Below are 13,845 nucleotides of genomic sequence, written 5' to 3'. Positions count from 1 at the left end.
ATTTTTAGAAAGGAATAGCATGGGAAAATATCAATTAGATTATAAAGGTATGCAGCAAGTGGAACGTTACCACGAAAAAAATGCAACCGTCAAAAATAATAAAAAAGCACGTGTCCAGGCTCTTTTGAAAAAAGCTGGAAAGAAGAAATAAGATGATTTTACGCCGACCAAGTCAAGCAGATAAAGAAGCTATCTTAGAAATGATGGATGAATTTGAAAGAGAGCATTCTGCCCATGACGGTGGATTTTGGAATGCAGACAACTTTATTTATGAAGAGTGGCTAGAAGAAAATTTTCAGGCAGAAGCAGGACTCAATATTCCTGAAAATTGGGTTCCTGCTATCCAGCTGGTTAGCTTCAACGAAGTAGGTCATGCTCTTGGCTTTCTCAACCTCCGTCTCCGATTAAATGACTACTTACTAGAAAAAGGTGGTCATATTGGCTACTCTATCCGTCCGTCTGAAAGAGGTAAGGGATATGCTAAAGAATCTCTCCGCCAAGGCTTGCAAATGGCCAAGAAAAAGAATATTACTAGAGCTCTAATAACCTGTAATATCGAAAATTTTGCTAGTCGTGCTGTTATCTTAGCCAATGGTGGTCAGTTGGAGAATATTCACAATGAAATTGAACGCTATTGGATAGATTTGGAGTAGAATTATGACATGGAATACACCAAAACCTCAAGAATGGAAGTCTGAAGAACTTAGCCAAGGACGTATTATTGACTACAAAGCTTTTAATTTCGTCGATGGTGAAGGGGTGCGTAACTCACTTTATGTCTCTGGTTGCATGTTTCATTGCGAGGGATGCTATAACGCTGCCACCTGGTCCTTTAAGGCAGGAATTCCCTATACTAAAGAACTTGAGGAACAAATCATGAAGGACCTAGCTCAACCTTACGTACAAGGTCTCACGCTACTGGGTGGTGAACCCTTCCTAAACACAGGAATTCTCATTCCCCTAGTCAAACGCATTCGTGAGGAACTCCCGGAAAAAGATATTTGGTCTTGGACTGGTTATACTTGGGAGGAGTTGATGCTTGAAACTCCTGATAAGATCGAGCTTCTTCATCTCATTGACATTCTCGTAGATGGACGCTTTGACATTACTAAAAAGAACCTTATGCTTCAGTTTCGAGGATCGTCTAATCAACGTATTATTGATGTCAAAAAATCTTTTAATCAAGGAGAGGTCGTTATTTGGGACAAGTTAAATGACGGTCAAACTAACTATGAGCAAGTCGATCGTAAAGATATGATATAAAGAAAAGTCTGAGTTCAAAAAACTCAGGCTTTTTTCTAAACTATTTTAACAAAGAACAGCTCATGCTCAGAGGATAAATCTTCACGATAGTGAAACTCATCAAAGGATAATTCTCGTAAGTCATCAATGGTTTGACAATTTTCTTTCATTACAGCCGTCAAAAAAGCCCCTCTAGCTTTTTTAGAAATCGTTGAATGTGTCTTAAGAAGACCATTACGGTCTTCCATAAAACTAACTGTGAATAACTGCTTACGAAGAGCTGGACTAAAGACATCTTCAAATTCACTTGAAAGTAAAGAAACAACTGGAACTTGACTCTCTTCTAGGAATTGATCATATTCAGCACGCCAGTAGTTTTTTAGGGACCGACCATCAACCTTAACCTTCGTATGAAAGTCATGACGATGTTCTTGAATTGAATAAAAAGCTGGAATAATCCCATAAAAAGAAGATGTAATAAATACCTGTTGGCTTAAGAAATCTTTTTCACCTGTGGATAAGTCACTACGTTTAATATGGCGATACATCAAGCCATTAAAAAGCTCTATTGCAGGATAGCTCCCTGCTTCCCCAGCCAACATTCTATCCCAGCGCTGCTTCTCTTTCTCAGCCTGCTCAGGCTTTATTTTATAAGCTGTGGATAATTCTTCTGTGGATAACTTTGCCATTTCTTTGAGAATAGCCACACTCTTTTCAGAAATCTTCTGATACGGAACTTCATTGAGGGTCTTCATTTCTTTTGCAGTTGGAATCAAAAATCTAATCATACTGTTATTGTAAGGTCATGTAAACATTTCGTCAAGAATTCTCTCTAGTAAAAAAGAAGTCAACAGACGTCAACTTCCTTTTTACTTAGTCATCTAAATCAACAAAACGACCTAGAATATGTACATTTTCAGCAATAGAAACAAATGCTTTAGGATCTGCTTTTCTCATGTAATACTTAAAATCAGTGTACTCTTCACGGGTAATAATAGTCAGCAAAACTGCTTTTTTTTCATGATTATAAGTACCTTCCGCATCATTGATCATTGTTACTCCACGGTGGAGTTTCTTCTGAATCATTCGTACAACTGGATCAGGATTACTTGTAACAATCATAGCCTGCATTTTCTTTTGCTTAGTAAAAATCGCATCCGTTACTCGGCTTGAGACAAAAATTGTCACCATTGAATACAGGGCATATTTCCAACCAAAAAGTATACCGGCAAAAATCATGATAATCCCATTGACAATCAGAGAGATATTTCCCACATCACGACCAGTTTTCTTACGAATGGTAAGGCTGACAATATCCGTACCTCCACTTGAAATACGAGATTTCAAACCAAATCCAATACCTGTACCCATAACCAAGCCACCGAAGATAGCATTAATCAAAGGATCCTCGGTCAAGGTGACATGAGGCATTACCTGAATGAACAGGGAGCTCATTGTTACTGTAATGAAGGTGAAGATAGTAAATTTATGGCCAATTTTATTCCATGCAAGAATCAAGAGCGGAATATTAATAGCATAAAAAGTCAATGATACAGGAATCTCAAAACCAAGAGTTCTAACACTCAATGCTGATAAAACCTGTGCCAATCCTGTTGCCCCACTTGAATAGACGTGACCTGGTTGAAAAAAGAAATTCACAGCGATTGATGATAAGAGTCCGTATAGTAACGATGCTGAGACCTTCTCAGTATATTTTTCACGAGAAATACTACGAATAGCCTGCCAAACACCTATCTTCTTCGCAGATTTTTTCGCTACAAATTTAACATGTTTGTGAAGACGTGTTTTATTCATTTTCTAATTCTACATGAAGGGCAAGTTCTTCCAACTGTTTATCAGCCACAAGACTTGGAGCCTGAGTCATAGGATCTGATGCCTTATTATTTTTAGGGAAGGCAATCACCTCACGAATATTATCTTTACCTGCAAGAAGCATAACAAAACGGTCAAGACCGATAGCCAAACCACCGTGTGGTGGGAAACCATAGTCCATAGCTTCAAGAAGGAATCCAAATTGCTCGTAGGCTGATTCTTCAGAGAAGCCAAGGGCTTTCAACATACGTTCCTGTAGGTCTTTATGATTGATACGTAAACTACCCCCACCAAGCTCATAACCATTCAAGACAATATCATAAGCCACAGCACGTACCTTAGAAAGATCCCCTTCAAGATTTGATGCAGACTCTTCTGTTGGCAAGGTGAATGGGTGGTGAGCAGACATATAACGTCCTTCTTCTTCAGACCACTCAAACATTGGCCAATCAACAACCCAAAGGAAGTTGAACTTAGTGGTATCAATCATGTCAAGTTCTTTAGCAATTTGATTACGTAAAGCGCCAAGTGTATTATTAGCAACTTCAAGAGTATCTGCTACAAAAAGGACTAAATCATTCTCTTCAAGTTGTAAAGCATCTGTCAACTTACCTTCAATACTTGTCAAGAATTTAGCAACTGGACCTGCTAGAGCACCATCAGTCATTTTAACCCAAGCAAGACCTTTAGCACCAAATTGTTTAGCAAACTCTGTCAACTTGTCAATGCTTTTACGTGAGTACTTATCTGCATTTCCTTTGACAACAATTGCCTTAACAGCTGGTGCCTCAGCAAACACTTTGAAGTCTACACCCTTGACAACATCTGTCAAGTCTTGTAAAAGCATATCAAAGCGTGTATCTGGCTTATCGGATCCATAGTTATTCATGGCATCATCATAAGACATACGTGGGAATGGCAGTGTGACATCAATCCCTTTAGTTTCTTTCATAACCTTGGCAATCAATCCTTCTGTAATATCTTGGATTTCTTGCTCATTAAGGAATGATGTTTCTAAGTCAACTTGTGTAAACTCAGGTTGACGGTCTCCACGCAAATCTTCATCACGGAAACACTTAACAATTTGATAATAACGGTCAAAACCAGCATTCATCAACAATTGTTTAGTGATTTGAGGACTTTGCGGAAGAGCGTAAAAATGACCTTGGCTAACACGACTTGGCACCAAATAATCACGTGCACCTTCTGGTGTTGATTTTGTCAACATTGGTGTTTCGACATCGATAAATTCCAAGTCATCAAGATAATTACGAATAGCGTGAGTTACCTTAGCACGAAGCTTAAAGTTTTCTAACATTTCTGGACGACGAAGATCCAAGTAACGGTAACGCATACGTGTATCATCACTAGCCTCAACACCATCTTTGATTTCAAACGGTGTTGTTTTGGCAGTATTAAGGACTTTAAGGTCTTCAACTTTAAGTTCGACAGCACCTGTAGGCAAGTTGTCATTAGCTTGTTCACGCGCTTCAACAGTTCCTGTTACTTCAATAACAAATTCGCTTCGCAAGCTCTCGGCTGTTTCAACAACAGCTGCATCTGCATTTTCAGGGTTAACAACCAATTGCATCAAACCTTCACGGTCACGAAGGTCAATGAAAATCAAACCTCCGAGGTTACGACGACGAGATACCCAACCTTTCAAAGTAATAGTAGTTCCGATATGTTCGCTTCGAACACGTCCGGCATACATAGAACGTTTCATAATTACACTTCTTTCGTTAATTTTTTAGTCTTAACTATTATAGCAAAAAGCCCATCAAAACCCCACCCATTTCGGGTTAGAATTTTAATAGACTTTCTTTTTTATCAAACTATTTACCAAATTGTTTCAACAAATCACTAGTATCTACGTAATCTTCAGCAAATTCTTCAAAATCTTCAAAACGATAATCAGCAGTCTCTAAATCAAGTAAACTATTCCATCGGAAACCATAAACATCTTCAATAATAACACTAAGTTCATCAGTTTCTTCATCTACCTGCCACCCTAAATAACGTTCCTGAGTTTCAAAACTTAAGACCACATCTTGGCAATCTTGACGCCAAACTTGACCAAGTAACTGTTGACACATTGCATGGTCACTTGCAGGCTCGTCATTAAACCAGGTAATTTCATGTTTATCCAGAAGAGCAATCAACTGCCAAAACTGTTGTTGAAAGTGAATAGGCATACTACGATTAAAAGCCAAACTAAAGTTTTCACTCCGTTTAAGCATATCAACTATACTAACCATAAGCCTCCTACTTTTCTAATTGGTCCAGAACTGCTGCAAAATTCTCTGTTAGTTCCTCAAAACTTACAGTTACTTCCTCTCGAGTGGTATTATTTTTAACACTAACCTGACCTGACTCTAATTCACTCTCACCTAAGGTGATGACAGTTTTAGCCTTAAAGGCATCTGCTGACTTAAATTGTGCTTTAATCTTGCGTCCAAGGTAATCACGTTCGGCCTTAAATCCTTGATGACGGATAGCTTGAGCTAACTCGAGTGCTTTACCATTGGCTTCTGAACCTAGAACTGCAATGTAGACATCCAAACCTTCTTCTACAGGAAGAGTAATACCTTGTTTATCAAGAACCAAGAGCAAACGTTCCAAACCAAGTCCAAAACCAAAACCAGCTGTTTCTGGACCACCAAAGTACTCAACCAAACTATCGTAACGACCGCCCGCACAGATTGTCAATTCAGACTTATCAATAGTAGTGACAAATTCAAAAATCGTGTGATTATAGTAATCTAAACCACGTACCATGTTGGTATCAATCACGTAAGGAATGTTAAGACTCTCAAGCATGGTACGCACTTCGTCAAAATGAGCTTGGCTTTCTTCGTCTAGATAATCAAGGATAGATGGAGCATTTTCAACTGCAAGCTTATCTTCTTTTTCTTTTGAATCGAGCACTCGCAAGGGATTTTCATCCAAACGACGTTGACTATCTTTTGATAAACTCTCACGCATTGGTGTCAAATAGTCAATCAAGGCCTGACGATAAGCCAGACGACTTTCAGTATTTCCAAGACTATTCAAATGAAGGGTAACATCCTTAATTCCAAGCGTATTAAAGAGTTGATAGGCCATAGCAATGGTTTCAACATCTGTTGCTGGATTTTTTGATCCAAAGCACTCTACCCCCAATTGGTGAAACTCACGCAAACGACCTGCCTGAGGACGTTCATAACGGAACATTGAACCAATATAATATACTTTAACAGGTTTTTGAACCTCTGGCGCAAAAAGTTTATTTTCTACATAAGAACGTACAACGGGCGCTGTTCCTTCCGGACGCAGAGTGATGTGACGATCTCCCTTATCATGAAAATCGTACATTTCCTTAGTCACAATATCAGTTGTATCACCTACTGAACGTGAAATAACCTCATAATGTTCAAACATAGGTGTACGAATCTCACCATAATTGTATTTTTTAAATGTTTCACGTGCAACATTTTCCACGTACTGCCATTTGGCACTATCAGCAGGCAAAATATCTTGCGTGCCCTTAGGTTTTTGAAGTTTCATAATAATGATACAGACCTCAAATGGGCCTGCCCTCCTTTTCCGTTATTACAGATATAATCACTCTATTCTAACATAAATTGCATGGCATTTGGGAAATGGTAGAGTATTTTTGAAAGAAGAAACAAAACTCCCGGTATGTATAATGGTTAATCCTATTCATCAACAAACAAGTAGTGAAATTATGAGGGGCTCTCCTTTTTCCAAAAACCTATAGAATTCTTTGTTTTATCTCTTTGTCTTCCATGATACCTTTCTTGCTATTAAAAATAGGACAGGCTAACCCCATCCTATACACTTGTTCTATTATGACCAAACTTTATCAGTAATTGATTTAATCAGTTGCAACTTATTCCACTCGTCTTGCTCTGTCAAAATATTACCTTCTTCAGTCGATGCAAAGCCACATTGAGTTGAAATACCGAGGTTCTTAAGTGATACAAGATTTGCTGCTTCATGGATACGAGCGATAACAGCATCTACATCTTCCAAAGCAGGATCCTTAGAAGTAATCACACCAAGGACCAATTCAACATGATCACGATTATTCCAAATTGTTGGAAGTGGAGCGAAGCTACCTGAACGCGCATCGTCGTATTCCAAAAAGAAGATATCATAGTTTAATTGACCAAGATATTTAGCTACTGAATCATAGCCACCTTCAAAAAGATAAGTTGATTTAAAGTTTCCACGACAAATATGAGTAGCCAAAGTCAAATCTTCTGGAAGACCTTCCAAGGCTTTATTGATAGTGTATACATCATCCTCAGCAATTTTTGCCAACTCAGCTGTTTTCTCAGGATTATTTTTTTCATTCTCAAACTGTTGAATCAAATAACCCCAAGTCGTATCATCCAACTGTACATAACGTGCACCCAAATCGTAGAAATGTTGGATGGTATCATGGTAAGCTTTTGCCAAATCATCAAGAAAATCTGTCCATGAATCATAGTAATCTGCATAAAGATCACTACGGTGGTCACGGTTAATGATGAGTGATGGACTTGGAATAGTTACTTTTGGAGTAATTCCTTCAGGAGTCACTGATTTAAGATATTCAAAGTCACGATAGAAAGGATGATTAGGATTTTCGGCAATTTTATCATTGATACGAACGTTGGTAGTACGTGTCTTAGCTCCATGGAATTTATATGAATCTTCTTGTTGGTAAGCTTCAAAACCAGTTAGGTTCCATAGGAAATCAAGGTGCCACCAAGAACGACCAAATTCACCATCAGAAACTACTTGAAGACCATTTTCTACCTCATGATGAACCAATTCCTTAACCAATTCATCTTGTACTTTCAACAATTCATCTTGAGAAATGTCCCCATCTGCAAATTTTTCACGTGCTTCTTTTAAAGCTTGCGGACGAAGGTAAGACCCAACATGGTCAAAATGATAATGTACTTTACTCATAGCTATTTACTCCTTTTGATTCTCTTACTATAATAATCCTATTCTAGCACTTACAGTTATAGCTGTGAAATATATAAATATTATCCATTGATATAGCTATTAACTATGAGACTTCCTAAAAAGTTTTTTGTCAAGTAACTTTACTTTACAAAAAAGATATGTTATTCTGTTATAGTTGATTTAAAATCAAGAACATAAATATTAATTCGGAGGAAATAAAGAAATGGCAGTACCTGCACGTCACACTTCAAAAGCGAAGAAAAACAAACGTCGCACACACTACAAATTGACTGCTCCATCAGTACAATTTGACGAAACAACTGGAGATTACTCACGTTCACACCGTGTATCACTTAAAGGATACTACAAAGGACGTAAAATCGCTAAAGCTAACGCAGCTAAATAATAGAAGGGAGATACCATGCGCGTAAATATTACACTTGAACACAAAGAATCTGGTGAACGCTTGTACCTTACTTCAAAAAACAAACGTAACACTCCAGACCGTCTTCAATTGAAAAAATACTCACCAAAATTGCGTAAACACGTAATCTTTACTGAGGTTAAATAAGGATTCAATACGAATCAATACAAAAGAAAAACGCTGATTTCAAGCGTTTTTTCTTTTTGTCAAACTCTATATATTGAACTGTATTTCAATTCAATCTCTACCTTTTTCTCTACCTTTTTAGGTTTGAAAAATTTAATAGGATAACCAAATAAAAGACGCTCTAGTTTTATGACTAACTAGAGCGTCTTTTAACATTTTGAAAATCAACTTGCTTTATGAGCTTTTTTAGTTCTGGTTTTAACAACTTCTGTTTGACTGAAAATCAAAAGCCTTTAATATCAAGCATCTATACACTTTTCTGAAAGCGTTATTCCAATCAATCTCAACTTATTTCATCTGAATGGTGTGAATCTTACCCTAAAATCATTGAATCGAGCTAATCTATACCAAAAATTCACACAACTATTTAGATGATTTTTTATTTTTCCTGTTCCTACCTATGGTTTTACCCTAGACAAAAATTATAGAGCCAAAAAATCTAGTCACACATTTGAACTAGTGTTTTACGTTGCCTTGATTAACAAGGTTACCAAATCTTTCAGAATTACATTTTCTATTTATAGAAAAATATTAGTAATAAATTATGTAAATTCAATCTAATTACTATAAGTTTGCTCCCATTTTTTCATTTCTTCAACGATGCTTCTTAGAGCAATACCTTTTTTTGTCATTTTATATTCAACCTGTGGAGGCGATGTCGGTAAAACTTTTCTTGATAAAATGCCTTCTTGCTCGAAATCATGTAACCGTTGCGCTAATATTCTAGGATTAATACCTTCTACACTACGCAGAAGACTACCATAATGTATATTACCATCAATAATTTCAGATAAAATCTCAAGAGTAAATTTACCCTTTAGTAAATTCAAGACCCTTCTTGCTGGACAAATTGATTTTTTCAAAGGTTGCATCTTACAAGTCTCCATTCATTTCCTCCTTTTTTGATAGTTACTATACTTTTTTTCCCTTCTTGTTTCATAAATAATTACATGATAAGTTAATTGTATCACTTGAAGGGAGAAATTACTATGGATATTACAACTATGTTTGACCGTATCGAAGATATTCTCGGTTGCGCTGATGGAAGATACTTTAGTACTGGACATACTCAAGTAAAATATTTTCAGAAAGTTAAACATATTGCTTTTGATTGATAAATAAAAATTAGTTTGATGAAATAACGGAGGAAGCTTGATGAAAAAAACAAATACAAAAGCACCAGCTTATCTACTTTTTATTCTTTCGCTAGGATACATTATGGCAGTCCTAGATACAACCGGAGTTGTTCTTGCAGTGCCTCATATTGAAACAGCTATAAGCGTCTCATTAGAGCAATCCATTTGGATTATTAATGCCTATACACTAGCTTTAGGGTCTTTGCTCCTACTTTCAGGAAATTTAACAACAAAATATGGTGCTAAACGAATTTTATTAATTGGAATGACAATTTTTACACTTGCCTCGTTAGGGTGCTCTTTTTCACCAAATATTGAAACATTAATTATACTTAGATTCATTCAAGGTTTCGGTGCTTCTTTGTTCATGCCAAGTTCATTAGCACTTTTATTCATTTCATACCCCGATTCTACTAAAAGAGCACGTATGTTAGGAATCTGGACAGCAATTATTTCTGTTGCAACCGGTACTGGTTCTTTTATTGGTGGACTAATTATTAACTACTTCGGATGGAGGGGTATTTTCTTAGTCAATATTCCATTTGGAATTTTGACAGTAATTTCAATATTACTTCTCGTGAAAAATAATATTGCCAATCTAAAGACCAGAATTGACATCTTTAGTAATATATTTCTGGTTACAACTATCGGAAATCTAGTTATTTACCTTGTTGAAGGGAATCAATATGGTTATAGTAACTCAAATCTTTTATTGTTTCTTCTCCTATTTATATTATTTGCTATTGGTTTAGTAGTCCACGATAAAAAAAGTAAAGCACCTATTGTTCCCCACCAACTATTAAAAAATGCTAAGTTTATTGTCTCTAATCTATTAGGTTTAGTAGTTAACATTTCACTATATGGCATTGTTTTGGTGCTAGGACTCTATTTTCAAACTTATTTAAACCTTTCCTCAATGGTTTCTGGACTCCTCATTCTACCAGGAATGATTGTCTTAATTATTGGTAATTTATTTTACGCACGTGCTGTAAAACGATTTTCCGTGGGAAGCCTCGCTACTGTCTCAATTATTTTTGCCATTGTAGGAGCAGCAGGAATTTTTGGAATTGGAGTTCTTTTTCATGAAATTCAACTATACATCCTAATTCCTTTATTTTCTTTAATGAGTCTAGGTATCGGAGTGTTAACTCCAGCAACTACAACCATTCTTATGGAAGCTGCTGGTCAAGAATTATCTGGAATTGCTGGTGCAACTCTAAACGCTAACAAACAGATTGGAGGACTTTTTGGTACAACAATTATGGGGATTGTAACTACTAATTTATCCCATGATTGGAATATAGTCATCGTTGTCGCATTTTTGGTTAACGTGATAATGTATATTGCTACTTGGTTAATTGCTAGTCGTTACCTTTATGGAAAAGAATAAAACTAAACAGAACGCAATCAATTTAAAAGTTGATTGCGTTTTATATTATTTATCAATAATCTAAACTCCTATATCAGAAATAGATTTTATTTTTTTTTACACCTTGTAAACAATCTAACTAATAACAAAAAGATCAACAATAATATGTTGATCTTTTATTTTCAATCTAAATCTTTCAAAATATCTGTAAATCTATGTGTAAACATAGCTGTCATCCCCCATATATTTTCTGTCAAGTTTCTGTAAAAAGGAATATGACGTTCACTGTACCCAAAATTATATCTATCTCTGTTTTTTACCAGGAAAAATGGGAAATCTTTCGCATCACTCAAGGTAGAAGTCACTGTATAATAAACTGGATTTTCTGTCAACAGGGTGTCAATATCTACTGTAAACAGACGAGCCACTTCTTCATTAGGTGAAATATCTTCCCAATTATCTATATTCAGTTTTCCTACAAAGCAATGAACGGTTCTCCCCTGATGAACAAGATAGTCTATCTCTCCCCAAATATCAATTTGATTAGGAACTATATTTAATTCCTCACAAGTTTCTCGTATGGCGGCTTCTTGAAAAGTCTCGCCATCTTCGGCATGTCCACCTGGAAAAGAAACTTCTCCCGGCTGAGAAATATGTTCACTTCGTACTTGATAAAGAACCTGATACTTCTCATTTTTTTCATTGTATAGCAAAGGTAAGAGTACTGCATAGCGACCAGATTCTCCCAAGGGCTTAGGCTCATAGTGAGCCAATTTATCTTTAATAATCATAAGAACTCCTTAACTTCATCTTATCATAAAAAACAAGATAGCCCTATTATATAAAATTTTTATATATAAAATATTGACATATATTTCTAAAAGAGGTACACTCAATATGTAAAATAATTATATATAATTTTTATACATATCCTAAAAGCGAAGGAGTAGACTATGTATTTTCCAACATCATCAATCCTGATAGAGTTCTTAATACTGGCTATTATCGATAGAGAAGACTCCTATGGTTATGAGATCAGTCAAACCATAAAACTTGCAGCTAATATCAAGGAATCAACACTTTATCCTATTCTTAAAAAACTTGAAAAGGCCGGCTATATGACGACCTATAGTCAAGAATATCAAGGTAGAAAACGTAAATACTACAGTATTACCTCGGAGGGAAAAGAACAGTTAGAATTTCTTAATAAGGAATGGTTAACCTATAAAGAAACTCTGGACGGTATTGTGGAAGGGAGATTAAGACATGACAAAGACTGAATATCTAGCCAAATTAACAAAATATCTACGAAAATTACCACAAAAGGACTACGAAGAGGCTCTAGAATATTTTATGGAGTACTTTGAGGAGGCTGGACCTGAAAATGAAGCTCAAGTTATTGCAGAATTAGGTACACCTAAGGAAGCCGCTCATGAAGTCATCACTCGTCTGCTTGATGAAAAGATTATTGAGGATAAGAGCAGCTTACGCAATAAAACGACTATCCTTTGGATTGCTATCCTAGCTGTTTTAGCCAGTCCAGTCGCCTTACCAATTTTACTATTCTTCTTAGCTATGCTAATGACACTTCTTATGATTATTTTCGCAGTCATAGTGACTGCCTTAGCTCTTACCTTTGCCTTACTCATTAGTGGTGTTTACACTTTCTTTACAAGCTTCTCTCTCTCAAGTGTTTCACTGGCTTCAACACTGTTTGGAGTAGGTCTAGGACTGTTGATGTTTGGGGGAGCGCTCTTACTACTTTTGGTTTCATTTGAAATCTGTAAACTTATTGTAAAGCTAATTACTCTATTGATTAAATGGCTCATCAGGAAAGGAAGAAAATCATGAAAACTTGGAAAAAAGTCGTCCTTGGAATATCTCTCATTTCTGTATTCTTAGGTGGGGGATTAGCAATTTGGGGCTACAGCCATGGAGCCTTAACTGATTTACAAAATCAGCCCAAAAATGATCTGGATTTTGTAAAGAAAGAAGTTAACGACTTCAATCGAATGGATATAAAAAGTAACAGCTACAATATCCTTATTAAAACTGGAAACGTTAGTAAAGCAACTATCACTTATTATCAAAAAAAGAAAAATCCAATTGACATCACTGTAAAGGAACGTCAATTAAGCATCAACGAGAATTATTCTGATAAATCTCTAACTTCTCATAATCATTTCAACTTATTCGGATTAAAAGATTTAATAAATCTATCTACTCTCAACGAAAGCAATACCATAATCATTACACTCCCTAAAAACCAAACAATTGATTTTCTAAAGGCAGATTTGGCATCTGGAAATTTAGATTTAAATAATAGCACAATTAAACAGTCAAATATTGACCTTAAAGTAGGTGACCTAACATTTACCGAGACGACTGTTAATAACCTAGAGGCCCATCTTGCTGTCGGTAGTGTTGAAAGTAATGATACGCTTTTCGCTAACTCTGATTTATCTATTGCATTAGGGGATTATACCGGTAACAACTTGGTATTTAATGGGCATAACAAGCTTGATGTTACTTCAGGTGACGTTGAAATAAGTCTTAAAAATCATACTGTTAATGTTCAAGCTGACAGTCATTCGGGAGAAACAGAGATTACGAATAACCTTAAGAACTCAAAAGACAACACACTTACCATTACCTCTGATCTAGGTGATATCTACATCGAATAACGTAAAAAA

Annotated in this window: 18 protein-coding genes; 10 read left to right on the top strand and 8 right to left on the bottom strand. The window is 36.1% G+C overall.

Features of this window, described 5'->3' with window-relative positions:
* Positions 1 to 19: 19 nt before the first annotated feature.
* The 3 genes from QRD39_RS07110 to nrdG are packed head-to-tail and all read left to right on the top strand — an operon-like array spanning position 20 to position 1,263.
* A complete protein-coding gene (locus QRD39_RS07110; RefSeq protein ID WP_021146612.1) occupies positions 20 to 151 on the top strand; it encodes a hypothetical protein in 132 nt (43 codons plus the stop codon).
* A gap of 1 nt (position 152) precedes the next feature.
* Positions 153 to 653, top strand: coding sequence for a GNAT family N-acetyltransferase (locus QRD39_RS07105; protein ID WP_285956100.1), 501 nt, complete (start codon positions 153 to 155; stop codon positions 651 to 653).
* Between the two features lie 4 nt (positions 654 to 657).
* A complete protein-coding gene (gene nrdG, locus QRD39_RS07100; protein WP_285956099.1) occupies positions 658 to 1,263 on the top strand; it encodes an anaerobic ribonucleoside-triphosphate reductase activating protein in 606 nt (201 codons plus the stop codon).
* 35 nt (positions 1,264 to 1,298) lie between these two features.
* On the opposite strand, the gene yaaA is transcribed toward nrdG, so the two are convergent.
* The 6 genes from yaaA to QRD39_RS07070 form a co-directional block, all read right to left on the bottom strand.
* Positions 1,299 to 2,030, bottom strand: a complete 732-nt coding sequence (gene yaaA, locus QRD39_RS07095; protein WP_285956098.1) for a peroxide stress protein YaaA — start codon at positions 2,028 to 2,030, stop codon at positions 1,299 to 1,301.
* Between the two features lie 85 nt (positions 2,031 to 2,115).
* Complete coding sequence (locus QRD39_RS07090; protein WP_002887485.1) at positions 2,116 to 3,057, bottom strand: YitT family protein; 942 nt, start codon at positions 3,055 to 3,057, stop codon at positions 2,116 to 2,118.
* Entirely contained in the window at positions 3,050 to 4,801 is a 1,752-nt protein-coding gene (aspS, locus tag QRD39_RS07085; RefSeq protein WP_285956097.1) for an aspartate--tRNA ligase, read from the bottom strand. Before aspS ends, QRD39_RS07090 begins: the two co-directional genes overlap by 8 nt.
* Before the next feature lie 109 nt (positions 4,802 to 4,910).
* On the bottom strand, positions 4,911 to 5,333 hold the full coding sequence (locus QRD39_RS07080; RefSeq protein WP_021146614.1) for a hypothetical protein: 423 nt from the start codon (positions 5,331 to 5,333) through the stop codon (positions 4,911 to 4,913).
* Between the two features lie 7 nt (positions 5,334 to 5,340).
* On the bottom strand, positions 5,341 to 6,621 hold the full coding sequence (hisS, locus tag QRD39_RS07075; RefSeq protein ID WP_285956096.1) for a histidine--tRNA ligase: 1,281 nt from the start codon (positions 6,619 to 6,621) through the stop codon (positions 5,341 to 5,343).
* A 303-nt stretch (positions 6,622 to 6,924) separates the two neighbouring features.
* Complete coding sequence (locus tag QRD39_RS07070) at positions 6,925 to 8,037, bottom strand: vitamin B12 independent methionine synthase (RefSeq protein WP_285956095.1); 1,113 nt, start codon at positions 8,035 to 8,037, stop codon at positions 6,925 to 6,927.
* A gap of 223 nt (positions 8,038 to 8,260) precedes the next feature.
* Here QRD39_RS07070 and rpmF point away from each other — a divergent pair, with 223 nt between their 5' ends.
* A complete protein-coding gene (gene rpmF, locus QRD39_RS07065) occupies positions 8,261 to 8,443 on the top strand; it encodes a 50S ribosomal protein L32 (protein ID WP_002885630.1) in 183 nt (60 codons plus the stop codon).
* A gap of 15 nt (positions 8,444 to 8,458) precedes the next feature.
* A complete protein-coding gene (gene rpmG, locus QRD39_RS07060) occupies positions 8,459 to 8,608 on the top strand; it encodes a 50S ribosomal protein L33 (protein WP_002262412.1) in 150 nt (49 codons plus the stop codon).
* A gap of 596 nt (positions 8,609 to 9,204) precedes the next feature.
* On the opposite strand, the gene QRD39_RS07055 is transcribed toward rpmG, so the two are convergent.
* Positions 9,205 to 9,534, bottom strand: a complete 330-nt coding sequence (locus tag QRD39_RS07055) for a winged helix-turn-helix transcriptional regulator (RefSeq protein ID WP_008536009.1) — start codon at positions 9,532 to 9,534, stop codon at positions 9,205 to 9,207.
* Positions 9,535 to 9,636: 102 nt separating this feature from the next.
* On the opposite strand from QRD39_RS07055, the gene QRD39_RS07050 reads away from it, so the two are divergent.
* Together QRD39_RS07050 and QRD39_RS07045 are read left to right on the top strand one after the other, a co-directional pair.
* The gene (locus QRD39_RS07050) at positions 9,637 to 9,762 is read left to right on the top strand and encodes a hypothetical protein (protein ID WP_037609435.1); all 126 of its coding nucleotides are present in this window, start codon (positions 9,637 to 9,639) and stop codon (positions 9,760 to 9,762) included.
* A 40-nt stretch (positions 9,763 to 9,802) separates the two neighbouring features.
* Entirely contained in the window at positions 9,803 to 11,173 is a 1,371-nt protein-coding gene (locus tag QRD39_RS07045) for an MFS transporter (RefSeq protein ID WP_285956094.1), read from the top strand.
* Between the two features lie 161 nt (positions 11,174 to 11,334).
* Here QRD39_RS07045 and QRD39_RS07040 read toward each other — a convergent pair whose 3' ends face one another.
* A complete protein-coding gene (locus QRD39_RS07040) occupies positions 11,335 to 11,943 on the bottom strand; it encodes an NUDIX hydrolase (RefSeq protein WP_021152676.1) in 609 nt (202 codons plus the stop codon).
* Positions 11,944 to 12,105: 162 nt separating this feature from the next.
* Here QRD39_RS07040 and QRD39_RS07035 point away from each other — a divergent pair, with 162 nt between their 5' ends.
* From QRD39_RS07035 to QRD39_RS07025, 3 genes are read left to right on the top strand one after another with little or no spacing between them, the layout of a single operon-like run.
* The gene (locus tag QRD39_RS07035; RefSeq protein WP_002888166.1) at positions 12,106 to 12,432 is read left to right on the top strand and encodes a PadR family transcriptional regulator; all 327 of its coding nucleotides are present in this window, start codon (positions 12,106 to 12,108) and stop codon (positions 12,430 to 12,432) included.
* Entirely contained in the window at positions 12,419 to 13,003 is a 585-nt protein-coding gene (locus tag QRD39_RS07030; protein WP_285956093.1) for a DUF1700 domain-containing protein, read from the top strand. The genes QRD39_RS07035 and QRD39_RS07030 overlap by 14 nt, the downstream gene beginning before the upstream one ends.
* Positions 13,000 to 13,836: a DUF4097 family beta strand repeat-containing protein gene (locus tag QRD39_RS07025; RefSeq protein WP_285956092.1), complete on the top strand. Its 837-nt coding sequence runs from the start codon at positions 13,000 to 13,002 to the stop codon at positions 13,834 to 13,836. The genes QRD39_RS07030 and QRD39_RS07025 overlap by 4 nt, the downstream gene beginning before the upstream one ends.
* The last annotated feature ends 9 nt before the right edge of the window (positions 13,837 to 13,845 follow it).

It is taken from the genome of Streptococcus raffinosi, assembly GCF_030284685.1.
GTDB lineage: Bacteria > Bacillota > Bacilli > Lactobacillales > Streptococcaceae > Streptococcus > Streptococcus raffinosi.
The sequence above is the reverse complement of the archived record's forward strand: the minus strand, read 5'-3'. Positions and strand labels throughout refer to the sequence as shown.

Excerpts from the sequence above, each read along its gene's own strand:
- QRD39_RS07110 (WP_021146612.1), top strand. The coding sequence starts at position 20 with ATGGGAAAATATCAATTAGATTATAAAGGTATGCAGCAAGTGGAACGT.
- QRD39_RS07105 (WP_285956100.1), top strand. The coding sequence starts at position 153 with ATGATTTTACGCCGACCAAGTCAAGCAGATAAAGAAGCTATCTTAGAA.
- nrdG (WP_285956099.1), top strand. The coding sequence starts at position 658 with ATGACATGGAATACACCAAAACCTCAAGAATGGAAGTCTGAAGAACTT.
- yaaA (WP_285956098.1), bottom strand. The coding sequence starts at position 2,030 with ATGATTAGATTTTTGATTCCAACTGCAAAAGAAATGAAGACCCTCAAT.
- QRD39_RS07090 (WP_002887485.1), bottom strand. The coding sequence starts at position 3,057 with ATGAATAAAACACGTCTTCACAAACATGTTAAATTTGTAGCGAAAAAA.
- aspS (WP_285956097.1), bottom strand. The coding sequence starts at position 4,801 with ATGAAACGTTCTATGTATGCCGGACGTGTTCGAAGCGAACATATCGGA.
- QRD39_RS07080 (WP_021146614.1), bottom strand. The coding sequence starts at position 5,333 with ATGGTTAGTATAGTTGATATGCTTAAACGGAGTGAAAACTTTAGTTTG.
- hisS (WP_285956096.1), bottom strand. The coding sequence starts at position 6,621 with ATGAAACTTCAAAAACCTAAGGGCACGCAAGATATTTTGCCTGCTGAT.
- QRD39_RS07070 (WP_285956095.1), bottom strand. The coding sequence starts at position 8,037 with ATGAGTAAAGTACATTATCATTTTGACCATGTTGGGTCTTACCTTCGT.
- rpmF (WP_002885630.1), top strand. The coding sequence starts at position 8,261 with ATGGCAGTACCTGCACGTCACACTTCAAAAGCGAAGAAAAACAAACGT.
- rpmG (WP_002262412.1), top strand. The coding sequence starts at position 8,459 with ATGCGCGTAAATATTACACTTGAACACAAAGAATCTGGTGAACGCTTG.
- QRD39_RS07055 (WP_008536009.1), bottom strand. The coding sequence starts at position 9,534 with ATGGAGACTTGTAAGATGCAACCTTTGAAAAAATCAATTTGTCCAGCA.
- QRD39_RS07050 (WP_037609435.1), top strand. The coding sequence starts at position 9,637 with ATGGATATTACAACTATGTTTGACCGTATCGAAGATATTCTCGGTTGC.
- QRD39_RS07045 (WP_285956094.1), top strand. The coding sequence starts at position 9,803 with ATGAAAAAAACAAATACAAAAGCACCAGCTTATCTACTTTTTATTCTT.
- QRD39_RS07040 (WP_021152676.1), bottom strand. The coding sequence starts at position 11,943 with ATGATTATTAAAGATAAATTGGCTCACTATGAGCCTAAGCCCTTGGGA.
- QRD39_RS07035 (WP_002888166.1), top strand. The coding sequence starts at position 12,106 with ATGTATTTTCCAACATCATCAATCCTGATAGAGTTCTTAATACTGGCT.
- QRD39_RS07030 (WP_285956093.1), top strand. The coding sequence starts at position 12,419 with ATGACAAAGACTGAATATCTAGCCAAATTAACAAAATATCTACGAAAA.
- QRD39_RS07025 (WP_285956092.1), top strand. The coding sequence starts at position 13,000 with ATGAAAACTTGGAAAAAAGTCGTCCTTGGAATATCTCTCATTTCTGTA.